The following is a 16512-nucleotide window of genomic DNA, read 5'->3' as shown; positions in this document are numbered from 1 at the left end:
CCGTTTCGGGCGCAGGGGCAATGACCGCGAGCGCTCGTTTTATGGCGATTTGAGGGGGACTTGCAGGAAACGCGCCAGCTCGGCGGGTATTGTGTCAGCGGATGATGAAGCTTAAAAAAGGAACAAATCCGGCGATGGATTCATTCCTTTCATTAAGCCACGCCTACGGGGCCTTGCTCAATGCAACCCTGCCGCTTTGCAGGCATCGACGAAATTCACACCTTTTTTATCCATCGCGGTTTTGACCAGTGCGTTGGCTTTTTGCAGCGCCGCGCTGGGTTTGGCCCATTGCTCAGGCGGCAGGGGTTGCGACCAGGCTTGCATGCTGTGTGGCAGGGTCGGGCGGCCCTTGCGGTGGGCCCACTCGGCGATCAGGTAGGGCATTTTCCAGAAGGTCAGGACGCGGCGGACGTACCACCAGCGCAGGGGCCATGGAGTGCGTTTGCCGTAACCGTAACGGTGGCGCTGTTCGGCGGTCAGGTCTTCGGCGCCATCGTCTAACGACCCCATGAAGCGTGCGCCTTTACGCTCAATCTCAAACGTATGCAGACCTTCGTACGGTTTGAGTTCGTCTTCGGTAGGCGTCAGCCCCAACAGAACGAGCATGGGATTGGGCGCATCCACCAACTCCCCTTCTTCCATGTAATTGCGAATCGACGTCCACATGCCCAGTGCATGCGCGTCACTGGGCTGGGCCGAGAGGATGAATTGCACGGTGTCGTGCTCGTCGTCCTCCAGCCCCATGCCGAAAGTGTAATCGCGTGTGGCGCCGTAACTGGTGACACCCTGACTGCGAGCGACCCACGCCACCACGCTTTCCCACGGCACGATGAGGACGCGATGGGTGGTGTCGTCGATGTAGCAGACTTCGCGGCGTTGGCGGTTGAAGCGTACGGGGTAGCTTTTGGCGAGGGTGCGGACGTTGGAGAGCATGCCGTAGATGAAGGCGCCGATGGGGAGGATTCCCCCCCAAGAAATCAGAATCATAAAATTTAGGAACTCGAGTAGTTCCTGCAGCGGGGCTTTGAAGTTTTCTGGATAGAAGAGCACTCCATAAATGATGAAAAGGGTGGGCGCGATAAAGGTTATGAATACGACGAGCCAAATTCCAAATGCAAGTATCTTCCCCTGCTCGACCATCCCTCGGTTACTTCCTCCCAGCTCCAGATAAACCTCGTTCATTGCTGAAAAGTTACGCCGAGACACCTGCGCCTGGCCGGTATAAACCGGCAACGGCGCCAGAAACAGGGTTTCGTTCAAGCCTTTGACCCGCAGTTCGCCGGCACTTGGCCGCTGGCTTCGAATGTCCGGTGCCGAGTCTTTGGTTTCTGGCTTCTTTTTGCGTTTGAACAGTTTGCTAAACATCGACAGTCGCCATTTCGTCGCGGGTGAACAACCAGTACGGGGCCTTGCTCAATGCAACCCTGCCGCTTTGCAGGCATCGACGAAATTCACACCTTTTTTATCCATCGCGGTTTTGACCCGGGCGTTGGCTTTTTGCAGCGTCGCGCTGGGTTTGGCCCATTGCTCGGGCGGCAGGGGTTGCGACCAGGCTTGCACGCTGTGTGGCAGGGTCGGGCGGCCCTTGCGGTGGGCCCACTCGGCGATCAGGTAGGGCATTTTCCAGAAGGTCAGGATGCGACGGACGTACCACCAGCGCAGGGGCCATCTCGTGGGTTGTGGGTATCCATAACGCTTGCGATAGTCATCATCCATGCCGTCATCGAGATCGCCCATAAATCGGGCGTCGAGCCGTTCGATTTCAAACGTATGCAGCCCTTCATACGGTTTGAGTTCGTCCTCACTCAAGGTGATGCCCAGCGCCGCGAGCATGGGGCTTGGCGTATCCACCAACTCCCCTTCTTCCATGTAATTGCGAATCGACGTCCACATGCCCAGTGCATGCGCGTCACTGGGCTGGGCCGAGAGGATGAATTGCACGGTGTCGTGCTCGTCGTCCTCCAGCCCCATGCCGAAAGTGTAATCGCGTGTGGCGCCGTAACTGGTGACACCCTGACTGCGAGCGACCCACGCCACCACGCTTTCCCACGGCACGATGAGGACGCGATGGGTGATGTCGTCGATGTAGCAGACTTCGCGGCGCTGGCGGTTGAAGCGCACGGGGTAGCTTTTGGCGAGGGTGCGGACGTTGGAGAGCATGCCGTAGACGAAGGCGCCAACGGGAAATACTGCCCCCAAAGAAACTAACGTCGTGACTTTCAAAAGCATTAGTAGATCTTGCAGTGGGTCTTTGAAGTTTTCTGGATAAAACAGCATTCCATGCAGAATGACGAGACTTGGAAAAACAAAGGCCGTAAACAAAACAAGCCAGATACCAAACGCGAGTATCTTCCCCTGCTCAACCGTCCCTCGGTTATTCCCCCCTATCTCTAAGTAGGTCTCGTTCATTTCCGAAAAGTTACGCCGAGACACCTGCGCCTGGCCGGTATAAACCGGCAACGGCGCTAGAAACAACGTCTCGTTCAAGCCCTTGATACGCAGTTCGCCCGCACTGGGCCGCTGGCTTCGAATGTCCGGTGCCGAGTCTTTGGCTTCAGGCTTTTTTTTGCGCTTGAACAGTTTGCTAAACATCGACAGTCGCCATTTCATCGCGGGTGAACAACCAGTACGGAGCCTTGCTCAATCCAGTGGGCAAGGTTTCCACAGGGTCGAGTGTAAATCGGCCTTGGGCCGGCAACCGTACACCACGTTCGCTTGCAATGCGCAGATCGCGCAGGACAAAACAGGTGCGATGGATCAAATCGCGTTCGGCTTCCAATTGGTAGCCAATGTTCAGGGCCAGGGCGAAATCCGATGTTTGCAGGACATCGGGGATCGGTAGGTGCAAGGTCAGTGCCTCGTCTTCCTGGCTGACGACTTCGGCCACCGCGGCCCATGCGGCGCTGCATTCCTGCCAGCGCCGGGGTGGCAACTGGCTGTTGTAGGGGCCGGGGATCGGTACCGCGCGGGTTTGCTGATAGGCCAGCAGTTGCAGCCGGCGGCTGTCCATTTCCCGTGTGCGGACGCCGGGCAGTATGAGCAGCAAATAGGTTCGTTTACCCTCGCGGATCAGCTCGCAGGTCGGTTCTTGCACCACCGTTGCCAATGCGCTCCAGTCCTCTGGCAGGCTGCGTTGCAGGTTGGCGGTGCCCCATGCGCTGGCCTGCAACCACTTTTGTAAGGCATCCAGATTGAAATAGTTGTAGAGGCCTTCGCCCAGCAGTTGCAGGGCTGTGCCGATCAGACCTACGAGGTTGGCTTGCGCAGCGATGCCCAGCAGCCGGGGACTGGTTTCGGCCCAGGCAATAGCTCGCAGTTCTGCGGGTTTTCTCAGAACCTGACTGATGATCGACGTCGTGTGTTTGGCGCCCCAGGTGTTGGTGCCTACGAGGGTAGCGTCGCCGGCGATTTGAATAGTCGTGGCGGCCAAGGCTTGGTGGTTGCCTTCGGCCAGTGCTTTAGTCCATTGGATGGAGTGCTTGCCTGAGTCGGTTATCGCAGCCACGCCACCGAATATGAACGCTCCGAATCCTGATCCAGCCATCCAGCGTCCCAAGCGGCTCATGGTATTAAGTTTTCCGGCGGCGCTGTCCATTTGCTCGATATGCGCTTGAAGTATTGTCACCGAGAGGCCTTGCACTGCCGCAAAACCAGCAGCCGACATGCCCAGGAAAGATTCGATGAGGGGCCACGTTTCTGAAAGAGCGCCGTCTGTTTTCTTTTCAAACGCACTCAACACCTCAACAAACTTCTGCCCCTGATAAACAAACAGCAACAACGCAATCCCGTCGCCCTTGGATTTCAACGCACTCACCATCGGCTTGCCAAACGTCCCCGTCGAGCGGAAATCACGCACGGTTCGCTGCATTTCTTCACGTAACGCCGGGGCCATGCCATCGATCACCGTGCCGATTTGCCCCGGCCCGCTTGAGCCGACGGTCAGGGCACGGCTGAGGTTTTCCTCCAGCGGTAACAGCGCGGCCCTGAGCTGATTGATCCGCTGGTTGTGCACCTGCTCGCTGCCGGGTGGGGTCAGGCCGTGGATTTGCCGCGACAGCTCGCGCTGGCGCAGTTTGTAGCTGTCCTTGAGCTGACGACGCAGGTCGAGCGCGGTATCGCGAGTTTTGGTAAAGGCCTGAATTTCAGAGGCTGACGCCGCTCGCAAAATCAAGCCACCGCGGGAAAACTCGCGCAGCAGTTGCAAGCGTGCCGACGCGCCGAGATCACGAATAAAACTGTTGGGATCAACTGAACTTCCAAGACGAAAATCGCGAATCGCCAAATCGAGCCGGTCCGCTATCTTCAATTGCCTCGCCGGGTTATACGCCCCATCCAACAAACTCTGCAGCCCACTAAACCGCGTATTCAAATCCGCAAAGTTCGGTAACCGCTCATTCATCAAACTTCTGAACTGGTTGGTCAGCACGTCCACTGCATCAAGACTTTCCTGCGCCGCAGTGACCTTGATCGAGAAGCTGCTCAGGTCCATGAGCTTTTTACTCACGTCCATCTGATCGGCCAGGGCCAGTGTGTCCAGCCCCGGTACGATGGTGAGCAGGTTGCTTTCCAGATAGATCGCCAGTTTTTCCGTGGCTTCGCGGTTCCAGCAAAGAGCGGCCACGCAGAGGAATTCGGTTTCCAGGCGATGGCGGATCTGCGCGTCGTTGTGAAAGTCGTAATACCAGGCCGCTCGATGAAAGTGGCCGGCGACAATCATGTTCAGGCGATCTTCACGAATGGCCTGCAAGCGCTTGTGCCAATGGCTCAGCAGGGTTTGCTGCCGGCTGACGAACGCCTGCATGTCGCTGCGGTTGATCAGGTGATCGATGCCGCGTTGGCCGATCTCCTTGCCGTACAGCGCCTCCCAGGTTTGCAAGTGCAGTGCAGTGATCGTGCCCCGGTGTTTTTGCCACAGCGCGTCGCCCAATGCGTCCTGCAAATTGACGGCAGCGCGGGCGTACGGATCGCTCATCGCCGCTTTTCGCCAATGCGCCTCGTCGCCAACGATTGGCGGCCCGACATGGTCACGCTTGGCCCGCAGGTAGTCCTGAACGGCCGCCTGTTGCTCAGCGTTGGTTTCATCCTTCAGGGCTTTGACATCGAGGTCGGTGCTGGCCAGTGCCTCAAGGCGTGCCGGGCTGATCTCGTACAACGACTGAATGTAGGCGCCAGTGAGGTACTGACGCTGGGCGGCATCATCGCTGCTCCATTGATCGAGCCAGTCTGCGATGTTCAGTTGGGCACTGGCCAGATCGCGCATCACGCCGAAGTCGTCGCGCAAGACCAGAAACAGGTAATCGTTCTGATACGCCCCCAGCACTTGGCTGGTGAGGGTTTCTATTGCCGTGCCCTTGAACAACGGTGCGTCCTCCCAGACGTAGGGCTGGCGCTCTTGCGGATTGGCGCCTTCGGGCAGATCGATTGGCGCAGTTTTTTCAGCGACCTCGGCCAGCCAGGTTTTCGCCTGACGTTGGCTCAGCAGGTTCGTGCCGCCCTTGTCCGGACAGGCACTCGCCAGTTCAACGCGTTGCATCCAGTGCTCACGCTCAGTGGCGTCCTTGAGCACTTGCGAACATTTGTAGGCCGTCCACTGGATTTCCGAATAGCTGGCGAACAACGTGTGTTGCCGGGGGAAAACCAATTGCGGCTCGCCAACCGACGTGGTGCGTGTGTCGCTGGCCACTTCCTGGCCTTTCCACACCAGTTTGCTGATCTGCCCTTGTTCAATGCGGTATTCGTGCAGGTAACCGCTGCCGCTATCGATGATGTAGAGGTAACCGTCACGCAGCAGCCGTATGCCCAAAGGCTGGCTGTCGAGCTTGAGCGGCACGCTCAGTTCGGCTGAGGGATCGAGGTTTGCCACCAGACCGTAGCGCAGCGGCAGCAACTGCACTTTTTCGCTCATCAAGGGACATTGGCCCATGGGTGAGCGGATGTCTTGGGCGCTTTTGGTGAGGGCAGCGATATTGGCGGCGGCGGTCATGGCAAGTCTCCCGGCTGTTGGATCGAGCGCTCATGCGCCAGCTCGGCGGCGCGTTGCACGCGGCTCATCGGGGATTGCTGCGACGGCACTGTCAGCAGCTCGACAATGTCCGGGTGGCTCTGCAAGGGTTGCCCGGCCAGGTAGCCAAATACATTGGCGTAGAGCGTGACTTCCTGTTCTGAGGTGAAGCCTTGTTGATAGGCGTCCTGTGCTGTTTTTTCGGCAAATCGCAGGCGTTCCCGGGCCGAACGGGACGCCATGAATCCGGGAAAATACCGCTGCAAGTGATTGTTGAGGCTGAGCACCGACTGATGAAACTGCGCCTCTCCCAGAGCGGTGAGTTCCTGTTCGGTCAACTGATAGATATTGCAGGTGTCGGGAGCTGCATGATCTGCACGTTGATGTTGAAGCCAGATGGCCTGAAGCCCATCGGGCAGGCACAGCTGCTGGACGGGGCCAAACCAGCGCGCGCTATTGGCCTGCTGCGCAAGGTCGAGCAATGGATGCATGACCGCTGGATCAGCGATACGCAGCATGACCTCCACTGCGCTCGGATGTTTGACGGTGAGCAGACAACGCCAGTGTTTGCAGAGCGTCAGCGCATCGACATCGCTGAATAGCAGAAAGCCCCATTCCAGCGCGGCGTTTTCCTGAAAGTACGTCAGCAGCGGATCGTCTGCGCCTTTGAGCGTGATCAAGTACGGCGAGATATCTGCCAGCTCCTGCCAGCGTGTGCCTTGATAGAGGCAATAAACCGGATTGTCCCAGCGGCGCAGGCATTGGGGCAGGTTGGGGACACTGACACCATCCAGCAGCAAGTAAGCCGGCACCGACCATGGCAGATCATCGGGTAAGGAAGGTAATTCAAGCATCGGCTTCTCCACGCTGCTGTTGAGCGGCTTCGCAAACAGCGCAGATCGGTCTTTTGGCCAACAGGGCCAGACGCTGCGATTGCGCTAATACGGGGGCTTGAGGGGTGATTGCGGCAGTTGGCAGCGCTGACAACGCCGCCACTCCGACCACCGGCACACCGCCCTCGACGATGGCCACACTGCTGAAGATCCCGGCCGCATTGATCACGAGGTGATGCCCACCCGCCGTCAGCGTCAGGCTCGTACCGGCATCGATCACCACTTGGCTGGCGGTGAGCCGCGCATGCGGGCCGGCCTGAATCACCAGCGTGCCTTGCGCCGTGGTGCTGCTGTTGCCGCTGACGCTCAGCACGTCATCGGTGCCGATCACCGTGTGGCGCGCACCGTCAGTGGTGTGCCGTTCATCAGCCTTGATCAGGCTGGTGCTGTGGTGGTCGACCTGTTCGAAACGGTCGCGACGGATCTGGTTGCGGCTGTCGTTGAGGATCAGTTGTTCGAAATCACGTTCGGCGCGCAGGTAGATTTTTTCCTGGCCGGCGCGGTCTTCGATCATTAGTTCGTTGTAGCCGCCGGTGTGCGGTGAGCTGTGGCTGCGCAGCACGGTTCGGGTGTTGTGCTCGGGCAAGACGTAAGGCGGGGACTTGACCTTGTTGGCCACGCAACCGGTGATCAGCGGCTGGTCCGGGTCGCCCTCGAGAAAGGTCACCACGACTTCCATGCCGATGCGCGGGATGGTCACCGAACCGAAATTTTCACCGGCCCAACTCGATGCAACACGAATCCAGCAACTGCTGCGTTCGCTGTTGAATTCAGCACGGTCCCAGCTCAGCTCACACTTCACGCGACCATATTCGTCGCAGTAGATTTCTTCGTTGGCGGGCCCCGTGACGCGTGCGGTCTGGCTGACCAGCGGCCGGCGAGGCGCTGGCAATGGCGGGCGAAACACCACCTCGGCGGGAATCGCGCTGAAGCTGTTGCGATAGCCCTGAGTGAAACCGGCGGTGTCTTTCGCGTCGCTGGTAATCGATTCCTCAAGCACCTGGGGCTGTCGGCCAGTGTGAGACACGCTGAGCAACAGCCACAGGTCATTGCGGCTTTTGCGCGGGTGCTCGGTCAGTTCGAACAGGTGGCCGCAGCGCAGGCTCGACTGATCGCTCTGCCCCTCGCCCAGTTCATAGTCGCTGCGATAGCGCTCGAGTGCCTGCCGGGCCAGTTGCTTGCCGCGCTTTTCGTTTTCGATCAACAGCGGGTAGCGGTAGTCCTCCAGCACCGGGGTGAAGTCGGCGGTGAATCTACTTTCCAGCAGTAGACTCGGACGTTCGAGGTCATAGTCGCGGCGGGTAACGGTGCTGGTGCGCGTGCTTTTGCGCACACTGAAGCGGCTGACCACCGGGTGCTCCGCGACCATACCCGAGTCTTGTTGATAGGGCGTGGCACCGAGTGTGGGCAGGAACACCTGATCGTCGGTGAACACCAACAGATGCCCGTCCGCCGAGTGCTGATGATGCCAGGCGATGCCGTCCTCGGCGCATAGCCTCTGGATGAACTCGTAGTCACTTTCGGCGTACTGCGTGCAGTATTCGCGAACAGCGCTGGTGCTGACATGAAAGCTGAACGCATCGGCCTGAAGGCCATGGCCCTTGAGCACCTGCGCGATGATCTGCGGCACGGTCAGACGCTGAAAAATCCGTTGATCGCGGCTGAACTGCAAGTAATACAGCGCTGGCACCAGCGTCAGGTGATAGCGGGTCAGGCGCTTGCCGGCCTCACCGACCAAGACGTCTTCGATATGCCCGTGAATGCCTTCGCCGCGATGGCCGAATTGCAGAAACGCGGGTTGGCCGAGCACACTCTCCAGATCGAAATCAGGGTGCTCGCTGACCAGTTCGACCCGGATGCCGTAGAGGGTGCTGATCGCTTCGGTGCCACTGAAGGCCAGCACCTGAAAGTCGTGACGGATTGCAGGAATCTGCAACACAAAATGCGCGGCATTGGCCGGCCGGAACATACGCTTATCCTTAAGCAAATAGGAAAAGAGCGCGATGTCCAAACCGTCCGTGGTTCGTGCTCGCGAGTATTGGCGGGCACGGTAACAAGGAGGGTGATGACTTTATGTAGGGAGCTTCGCTGGTACCTGTAAGACAGGTCGCTGATTACGCCTCTCCAACCAAAGCGCTGGTGATGACCATCGGATTGAGCCGCGGAGCACACTACGTATTTCAAATCAATCACAGAAGCGTGCGATCAGAAACAAAAATGCCAGTCAGCGAGGCTGACTGGCATTGACTTGAAAGGTCGAGTTTTTGATACCAGCAGGCAAATCAGTCCGCCAGCCAGCCATTCTCCCAGTAGCGCAGGTTATCGCCACGCAGCACGTAATCGCGCAACACCACCTCACGCAACTCGTCGCCCATGCGGTAACTGGCATCCGGATCGGCCAGGTGCATGCGAATCGCCTGCAACCACTCATCGGTGGTGTTGGTCTTGACCCGCGTGCACGGCAGGTAGCCGCGATAGGCCTCGGTGTCGGTGCAGATCACCGGGTAGCCACATGCGCCGTACTCCAGCAGCCGCAGGTTGCTCTTGCAGTCGTTGAAGATGTGGAACTCCAGCGGTGCGAGGGCCAGATCCAGATTGAGGCTGGCCAGTTTCGCCGGATACACGTCCAGCCCGATCACGCCATGGAACTCATGCATGTACGGCCGCAGGTCATCCGGGCACATGCCGAAGAATACCCAGTCGACTTCATTGGCCAGCTCGCGCACGACATCGGCGATCACTGCCAGGTCGCCGTGGTGGCTGGTGCCACCGCCCCAACCAACGCGTGGTTTCTTCGACGTGCGCCGACGGCTGCGCAGGTTGCTCCAGAGGTCCTTGGCGAGCATGTTCGGCACCACACGAATGTCGTGGTGCATGTCCGACAGAACATTAGCCAGCGGTTGAGTGGACACGACCACTCGATCACAGAGGCCGATCGCCCGACGCACCATGCGCTCCATGTCCTGCTTGCTCGGCATGTTGCGGATGTGGGCATTGCGATGAGGAACGTCGATGACATAGTCATCCAGCTCGAAAATACGCCGGGCGCTGAAGTATTTCTTCAGAGGCGGGATTTCATCGATGGCATGCTCCGAGTAGCGCCCTTGCAGCACGATCACGTCGGGGGCCTGACGCTCGATTTCGACGATCGACGGCAAGCCGTAGCAGACGCGCCCTTCGACCCGATTGGCCGCCACCAGCTCGATCATCGGCTGGCTCATGCGGTAATGGCCGATGGCCGACGCATTGATCGGCACCGCGAGTACATTGGGCAGGTTCGACCTGGAAAACGCACTCCAACCGGTCAGCAGACCCGGCTCGAGGCTGAAGTTGGTGGCACCGACGCCTTGCAGCGCGAGGTTGACGTTGTACGCCGGGTCGCGGGCAATCTGCGGCAACCAGCGCTGGTAAAACGTATCCTGCTCGCGTTCGTGCTGTTGCTGCTCATCGCTCGTTGCCACAGTGCTCGGGCGTGCACCCACGGCCAGCCTGGCATGCGGATTCCACACCACCAGGTAACCTTCGCGACCCACACGCAGGCACAGATCCACGACGTTGTACGCGGCCTTCAAGTCTTGTTCGTCGAGGCCCCCGACCTCCTTGAAGACCGACTTGCGCACCATCAGGCAGTCACCGCCGACAGCGCTCAGGTCCTGCACCGCCTGCAGCCGGAACATATAGCCCTCCGACTGCATCGGCTGACCAAAGAACGGCAACCCGGCCGGTCCCTGCAAGCCGAGAATCAGGCCGGCATGCAGTACACCGCCGTCCGGATTGAACAACTTGGCGCCAACCACCCCGACTTCCGGGCGCTGTGCGTGATTAAGCAATTCGTCGAGCCAGTCGGCTTGAGTGATCACCGCAAAGGCATTGAGCAGTAGCACGTACTCGCCGCGCGCCTGGCCCACGGCAAAGTTGTGAATGGCAGCGGGATTGTTCTTTTGCGGGTAGCGCAACACGCGTATCCGGTCACCGCCCAATTGCCCCATGCCGTCGAGCCACGCCTGCGCCTCGGCGCTCTCGCTGCCGCCGTCGACCAAGAGCATTTCGTACTCGGTGTAAGCGGTCTTTTCCAGCAGCGTTTCGACACAACGCTGCAAGGCAGCTGTCTGATCCTGAGCGATGATGATCACCGACACCAACGGGCGACGGGCATGGCGATAGTCGACCCGATTGAGCAGCTCACAACCTTCACGCCGGGTCTCGTAGGCAATCCCCAGGCGCTGCAGATGCGCATCCAGCACCCGCGGATTCTGCTCCAGGACACCTGGGTCGGTGAGCCACCGGGACAGATCGAATTTCGATTCGAGCAACACTTCGGCGATATGCCCGATCACCTGAGTGCCGTCACTCTCGACCATGCGCCACAGCAGGTCGTGAGGCGCCAGTTGTGCAAAGTCCGCCTCCAGGCCTCCCAGCGCCAGAACCCGCTCGCGCTTGAACGCCAGAGCCCGCCCGACGTAGGGATAACTGCGCATCAGGTCGAGGTTGAAATCCGGCTTGAACGCAGGCTCTGCCGACTCGCCATTGCGCAGACTGCCTTCGTCGCTGTACAGGCACGTGAAAGACCGCGAATGCGCGATCCGGTCGGCCATGATCAGCAACGCCGTGGTCACCGGACGATCGCCTGGCTGCAGCAGGTAGAACCAGTCGGCACCTTCCAGCTGCGGCAGCAAATCATTGAGCTGTTCCAGCCCGTCGCCTTGCAGTGGCAGATGAAACACGCGCCCATCCAGTTGCGCTTCGCAACAGGCTGCGGACAGGACCAGCACCAGTTCCGGCGGGTAATCCTGATTGGCGAGGGCCTCCAGCGTACGTTCCAGGCCATCGCGGCTGCCTTTGCCGTCGATGATGATCGGCACGATCCGCGGCTGGTGCGACCAGTTGGCGATGGTTTCCGGCAGCAACGTGCGCTGTCCTTCGGTCAGCACCCGGCACTCCAGCCATTGCGCGTAGAGTTCGCCGAAACTCAGGCTGTCGACGCCGACGCCACACTCCTGACGGCTCTGCCGGGTACCCAGGGTACGACTCAACGGCAACTCTTCCCAAACCCTTGGCGACTCATCAGCCTTCACCAACGGGATATAACGCACCCAGCCTGGCGCAGGCGCCGACTCACCGCTGCGGACTTTGAGCATTTGCGAGAGCCACTCGCGCTCGACGTCCATCGCATCCTTCATCGGTTGTTGCGCGCTCAGCCGCTCCGGATAAAGACGCTCGGCGCTCAGTACATTGTTGGATACCGCCAGGTTGCCGCGGCGCAGCAGGCAGACGTACAAGGCGAAATCCAGGGTGGCGACGAAGCAGCAACCCTCCTCGGTCAATGCCGGAAGCAGCTCGGCGACGTCGGCGCGGCGAAACAGCGCGTTGCTGAATCCACCGAGAACGTTGACCGGGAATTTTTCGAATATCGCCAGCAGATCGTCACCCTTGAACAGGCCACTGACCGGCGACAGCGAGGTGTTTTCCAGCCGCGCAGGCAGGATGATGTCGTTCGCATCCCAAAGCAGTCGCTGCGCCAGCACCAGGCTGACCTCATCACGGCGCATCTCGTGCGCCTGCTGCTCGATACAGGCGGAATACAGCAGATCATCGTCACACAGAAACTTGATGAACTCGCCCTGCGCCTGATCCAGACAGGCTTTCAGGTTGCCGACCAGGCCCAGCGTGCGCGGGTTGCGGACATAACGGACGGCAACGCCGGTCTCCTCGCTGACACTCGCGACAATGTTTTCGATCTCGACGCCGCGACTGTCATCGCAAACGATGATTTCCAGATGGCCATAGCCTTGGCCGACAGCGCTACGCAATGCCCGCTCGAAAAAGCGTGGATTGAAGGCGGGAATGACAAGGCTGACGAGAGGGAGTGAATTCACGGCGGGCTCACAGGCGGTACGAGCCCGCTCGGTGAAGCGAGCCCTTGAAACCGCTAAAAAACATTGCTTGGGGATGGAACAAACGGGCGCTCACGCGCCCGCTAACCGTCAGATCTTGTTGAACAGACCCAACTGGCTGATCTTGCTGAACGCCAACTGCGCTGCTTGCAGCATGGTCTGCTGCAGGGTCAGGCGGGTCATGACTTCGGCGGGATCCGAATCACGGATCGAGCCTTGGGTCGTGGTGTTCGCCGTGCTCAGGCTCTGGTTGGTCGCGGTTTGCATATCCAGCGACTGGCCACGGGCACCGATAGTGGTGACAGAAGCGCCGATCTGGTTGGTGGCCGCGTCGATGTTGCCGAGGCCGGCCTCCATCACACCCTGAAACTTCTGCTTGGCAACCGGATCGCCATCGATCGGCGTATTCATCGCGGTAATCATCTGGCCCAGGGTGTCGAGCACGTTCTGGGTCTGGTGATTGTTCGACTGGATCGAGAACTGATCGCCAGCGGCCGGCGTGTTGCCCAGCGCAAAGGTCACGCCCGCAGCAGTCGCGTTGCCGCCCGCCACGGTGCCAGACGACACGGGTTTGCTGTCTGCAGTAACTGGCGCCGCATACAGATCGAAAGCGGTGGCGCTGGTGAACTTGAGCACCGCTCCGCCCTGCGGGAAGGCGTTGTTGTAGGCCGCCTGGTCGGTGATGGTGGAACCGGTGATCACCGCAGTAGACGGGTTGCCCGGGCTGCGTGCGGTGGTGAACGAGTCAGGCGTCATCGACAACTGGAAGCTGTGCCCGGCAATGACTGCGTCCGGATTGGTGTCACCCGTCTTCAGGTTGATGTTCAGCTTCAGGTCGACGCCACGGAAACTCACCGTCTGGTTGGTTCCGGTGGTGTTGACGACCGCGCCGTTCTGGCTGGCTTCGGAAGTCACGTCGTTACCCAGCGCATCGGTGATTTTCAGCTGGGTGCTGCTGACGAAACTGACGGTGTACGGCTGACCACCGGAGAACTTGGAGTTGTAGGTGGCAACGGTGCCCACGGTCCCGTTGGACAACACTACGCGCCCGTCATCCACCGCCGGAGCGGTCATGTTGGTGGTGGTGCGACCGGTGTTGATGGTTTGCTGGAAGGCATCCCAACCGGTGGTGTTGGTACCGACCGACATGCCATCGCCGATGCCCAGATTGATGGTGGTCTGGTCACCGTTGTAGGTGTAGGTGCCGTCGGCGTTCTGCGCATACGGTGCGGTGTCGGTTTTCGAGCCGGAGAACAGGTAGTTGCCGTCAGCGTCCTTGGAGTTCATCAGGCCCAGCACTTGTTGCTGGATCTGCCCCAGTTCCGACGCGTAAGCCTGGCGGTCCTTGTCGGTGGCCGTGCCGTTGTTCGCGGCCAGGGACAGTTCCTTGGCTCGCCCCAACGCCGTGGTGATGGCGTCGAGCGTGGATTCCTGGACGGTCAACGCACTCTTGGCGCTGTTGATGTTGGTGGTGTATTGATCCAGCATCGCCGCCTGCTGGCCCAATTGCAGCAAGCGCCCGGCGCCGATCGGATCATCAGCCGCGGTATTGATGCGCTGCAGGCTGCTGGCCTCGCTCGCGGTGGCGACAGCCTTGTTGAAGTTACGCTGATAGTCAGCCGCTTGCGTGCCGTAATACTGGGCGGTGGAAAGGCGCATGGATTACGACTCCTTAAAGGCTGTTGATCAGCGTGCTGAAAGTTTCCTGCGCAGCTTTGATGATCTGCGACGAGGCGGTGTAGTACTGCTGGTATTTGACGAGGTTGCCGGTTTCTTCATCCAGGTTGACCCCGGACAGCGAATCGCGCGCACCTTGGGCCTGCGTCAGGATCTGCGTAGTGGCAGCGCTGTCGGACTTGCCTTGCGCCGCCTTGGTGCCGACGTTGGTCACCAGCTTGTTGTAGGCGTCGGTCAGGCTGATGCCCTTGCTCGCCGAACCGGTGTCGACGGTCTGCTTGGTTTGCAGAGCCACCAGCGATTGCGCGTTACGGTTGTCGGACGAGGCCGCCCCGGTCAGGTTCATGGTGAAGCTTTCGCCGGCCTTCGGCGTGCCGCCCACGGTGGTCTGCACGGTGAAGGTTTTCTGCACCGGCGGCACCACACTGTTGTCCATGACCTTGTTGCCGTTGGCATCGAGGATGCCGACTTTCAGGTTCAGGGTATTGGCCTGCCCTGGAACAATGGTGCCGGTACCGATGGAGTTACCCTTGGCATCGAGCATGGTGTAGGACTGGCTGCCACCGCTGGCTGTATCGAACACCAGCTTGACCGGCGTCGAGTTCTTCAGCGCGGCCTGCATGTCAGCCTGCGCGGCCGGGTTGTAGATGTCGATCTTGTCGCTGAGCGTCGGCTGGGTGTAAGTGCCCAGGTTGTTTGCACTGGCCACACCGGTCAACGGACCGGCCGCTGCGATTTTCTTCGGGTCGGTGAGCACCGTCTGAATGCTCGCCGCCGCGTTGCGGGTCGGCGTTACCTTGAAGCTGTCGCCAGCGCTCAACGCACCGCCATTGAGCGACAGGCTGAAGCCGTCGATCACCGGAGGCGGATTGGTGGTCGTGCTGAACGTGCCCAGGTCGGTACCGTCGGAGCGCTTGACGCTGTAATCGGTGGCGCTGGTGAACGTCACCTGATAATCGCTGGTGGTCAGCTTGCCGGTGTCCTTGATGGTGACATCGAGGTTGCCCGAGCCTGCGCTGTTACCCGCCTGCGCGATGCTGCGCTGGCTGACCAGCGCGGCGCTGTTGATGTTGTTGAACAGTGCTGCGCCGAAGTCACCGTTCTTGTCGATGCCCTGGGCTTGCTGGCTGTTGATCTGATCAGCGACGACCAGTGCCACGCGCCCCAGTTCGTTGAGCGACGGGTCGAGCACATCTGTGCGATACGTCAGCAGACCACCGATTTCGCCACCGGTCATTGCCGAAGTGATGTCCATGGTGCTCGAGCCGCGATCCATCTGGATAGCCATGCGCGTCGGGTCGTCTTTGCTCGGCACGGTGCTCAGCGTGTTGGTGGTGTTGCCGATCACCAGAGGCTGGCCGCTGCCGATATACACGTCGAAACTGCTGCCGCGCTCGACAACCTGTGCGCCGGTCAGTTCGGACAACTGACGCACGGCTTCGTTACGGCTGTCGAGCAGGTCGTTCGGTGCACCGCCGCCGCTGGAAATCTCGCCGATCTTCTGGTTCAGATTGGCAATCGAGGTGGCCAGCTTGTTCACCTGGGCGGTCATGTCGCCGAGGCTGCCATTGATGCTGGTGTTCTGGTCGTTCAGCTGTTTGGCGATGGTGTTGAAGCGACCGGCCAGCGCCTGCGCGCCGGTCAGCACCGATTGACGGGAGGTGTCGTCGGTTGCCGAAGTTGCTACGCCCTGCATCGAGGTGAAGAACTTCTGCAGCACCCCGGTCAGGCCGGTGTTGGTGTCCGACAGCGTGGCGTCCAGTGGCGTCGCCTGGGCCAGGTACGAGGCGGCTTCGCTGTTAAGCGATGTCGCGGTGTGCAACTGCGTTTCCAGATAGGAGTTGTAGACCCGGCGTACGTCGGCCAGGGTGGTACCGGTGCCGATGAAAACGCTGCCGTACTGCTGCGAGGACTTGGTGCCCTGCACGGTTTGCTGACGTGAATAACCGGCGGTGTCGACGTTGGCAATGTTGTTGCCTGTCGTAGCCAAAGAGGCCTGGCTGGACGCCAGTCCCGACATCCCGATATTGAGCAAACTCATGGTTCA

8 protein-coding genes are annotated in these 16512 nt (G+C 60.0%); all 8 read right to left on the bottom strand.

The window, feature by feature from the left end:
- Positions 1–177 precede the first annotated feature (177 nt).
- The 8 genes from AC1UK9_RS08005 to flgK all read right to left on the bottom strand — a co-directional run bounded on the left by AC1UK9_RS08005 (position 178) and on the right by flgK (position 16506).
- Positions 178–1365, bottom strand: a complete 1188-nt coding sequence (locus AC1UK9_RS08005) for a hypothetical protein (RefSeq protein WP_482579810.1) — start codon at positions 1363–1365, stop codon at positions 178–180.
- A gap of 48 nt (positions 1366–1413) precedes the next feature.
- Positions 1414–2592, bottom strand: a complete 1179-nt coding sequence (locus AC1UK9_RS08000) for a hypothetical protein (RefSeq protein ID WP_482579809.1) — start codon at positions 2590–2592, stop codon at positions 1414–1416.
- Complete coding sequence (locus AC1UK9_RS07995; RefSeq protein ID WP_482579808.1) at positions 2585–5983, bottom strand: toxin VasX; 3399 nt, start codon at positions 5981–5983, stop codon at positions 2585–2587. The genes AC1UK9_RS08000 and AC1UK9_RS07995 overlap by 8 nt, the downstream gene beginning before the upstream one ends.
- Positions 5980–6867 carry a DUF4123 domain-containing protein gene (locus tag AC1UK9_RS07990; protein WP_482579807.1) on the bottom strand — a complete coding sequence of 296 codons (888 nt, stop codon included), beginning with the start codon at positions 6865–6867 and terminating at the stop codon, positions 5980–5982. Before AC1UK9_RS07990 ends, AC1UK9_RS07995 begins: the two co-directional genes overlap by 4 nt.
- A complete protein-coding gene (gene tssI / locus AC1UK9_RS07985; protein ID WP_482579806.1) occupies positions 6848–8863 on the bottom strand; it encodes a type VI secretion system tip protein TssI/VgrG in 2016 nt (671 codons plus the stop codon). The genes AC1UK9_RS07990 and tssI overlap by 20 nt, the downstream gene beginning before the upstream one ends.
- 313 nt (positions 8864–9176) lie before the next feature.
- Positions 9177–12770 (bottom strand): glycosyltransferase, encoded by a 3594-nt coding sequence (locus AC1UK9_RS07980; protein WP_482579805.1) that lies wholly within the window; start codon positions 12768–12770, stop codon positions 9177–9179.
- A 108-nt stretch (positions 12771–12878) separates the two neighbouring features.
- Positions 12879–14447 carry a flagellar hook-associated protein 3 gene (locus AC1UK9_RS07975; RefSeq protein ID WP_025113520.1) on the bottom strand — a complete coding sequence of 523 codons (1569 nt, stop codon included), beginning with the start codon at positions 14445–14447 and terminating at the stop codon, positions 12879–12881.
- Positions 14448–14460: 13 nt separating this feature from the next.
- Positions 14461–16506, bottom strand: coding sequence for a flagellar hook-associated protein FlgK (gene flgK / locus AC1UK9_RS07970; RefSeq protein ID WP_473014820.1), 2046 nt, complete (start codon positions 16504–16506; stop codon positions 14461–14463).
- Between the last annotated feature and the right edge of the window lie 6 nt (positions 16507–16512).

This window comes from Pseudomonas sp. AK-TSAG1-1 (assembly GCF_056821665.1).
Note: the sequence above shows the minus strand (reverse complement) of the source record. Positions and strands in the feature narration are given on the sequence as shown.

Excerpts from the sequence above, each read along its gene's own strand:
- AC1UK9_RS08005 (WP_482579810.1), bottom strand. The coding sequence starts at position 1,365 with ATGTTTAGCAAACTGTTCAAACGCAAAAAGAAGCCAGAAACCAAAGAC.
- AC1UK9_RS08000 (WP_482579809.1), bottom strand. The coding sequence starts at position 2,592 with ATGTTTAGCAAACTGTTCAAGCGCAAAAAAAAGCCTGAAGCCAAAGAC.
- AC1UK9_RS07995 (WP_482579808.1), bottom strand. The coding sequence starts at position 5,983 with ATGACCGCCGCCGCCAATATCGCTGCCCTCACCAAAAGCGCCCAAGAC.
- tssI (WP_482579806.1), bottom strand. The coding sequence starts at position 8,863 with ATGTTCCGGCCGGCCAATGCCGCGCATTTTGTGTTGCAGATTCCTGCA.
- AC1UK9_RS07975 (WP_025113520.1), bottom strand. The coding sequence starts at position 14,447 with ATGCGCCTTTCCACCGCCCAGTATTACGGCACGCAAGCGGCTGACTAT.
- flgK (WP_473014820.1), bottom strand. The coding sequence starts at position 16,506 with ATGAGTTTGCTCAATATCGGGATGTCGGGACTGGCGTCCAGCCAGGCC.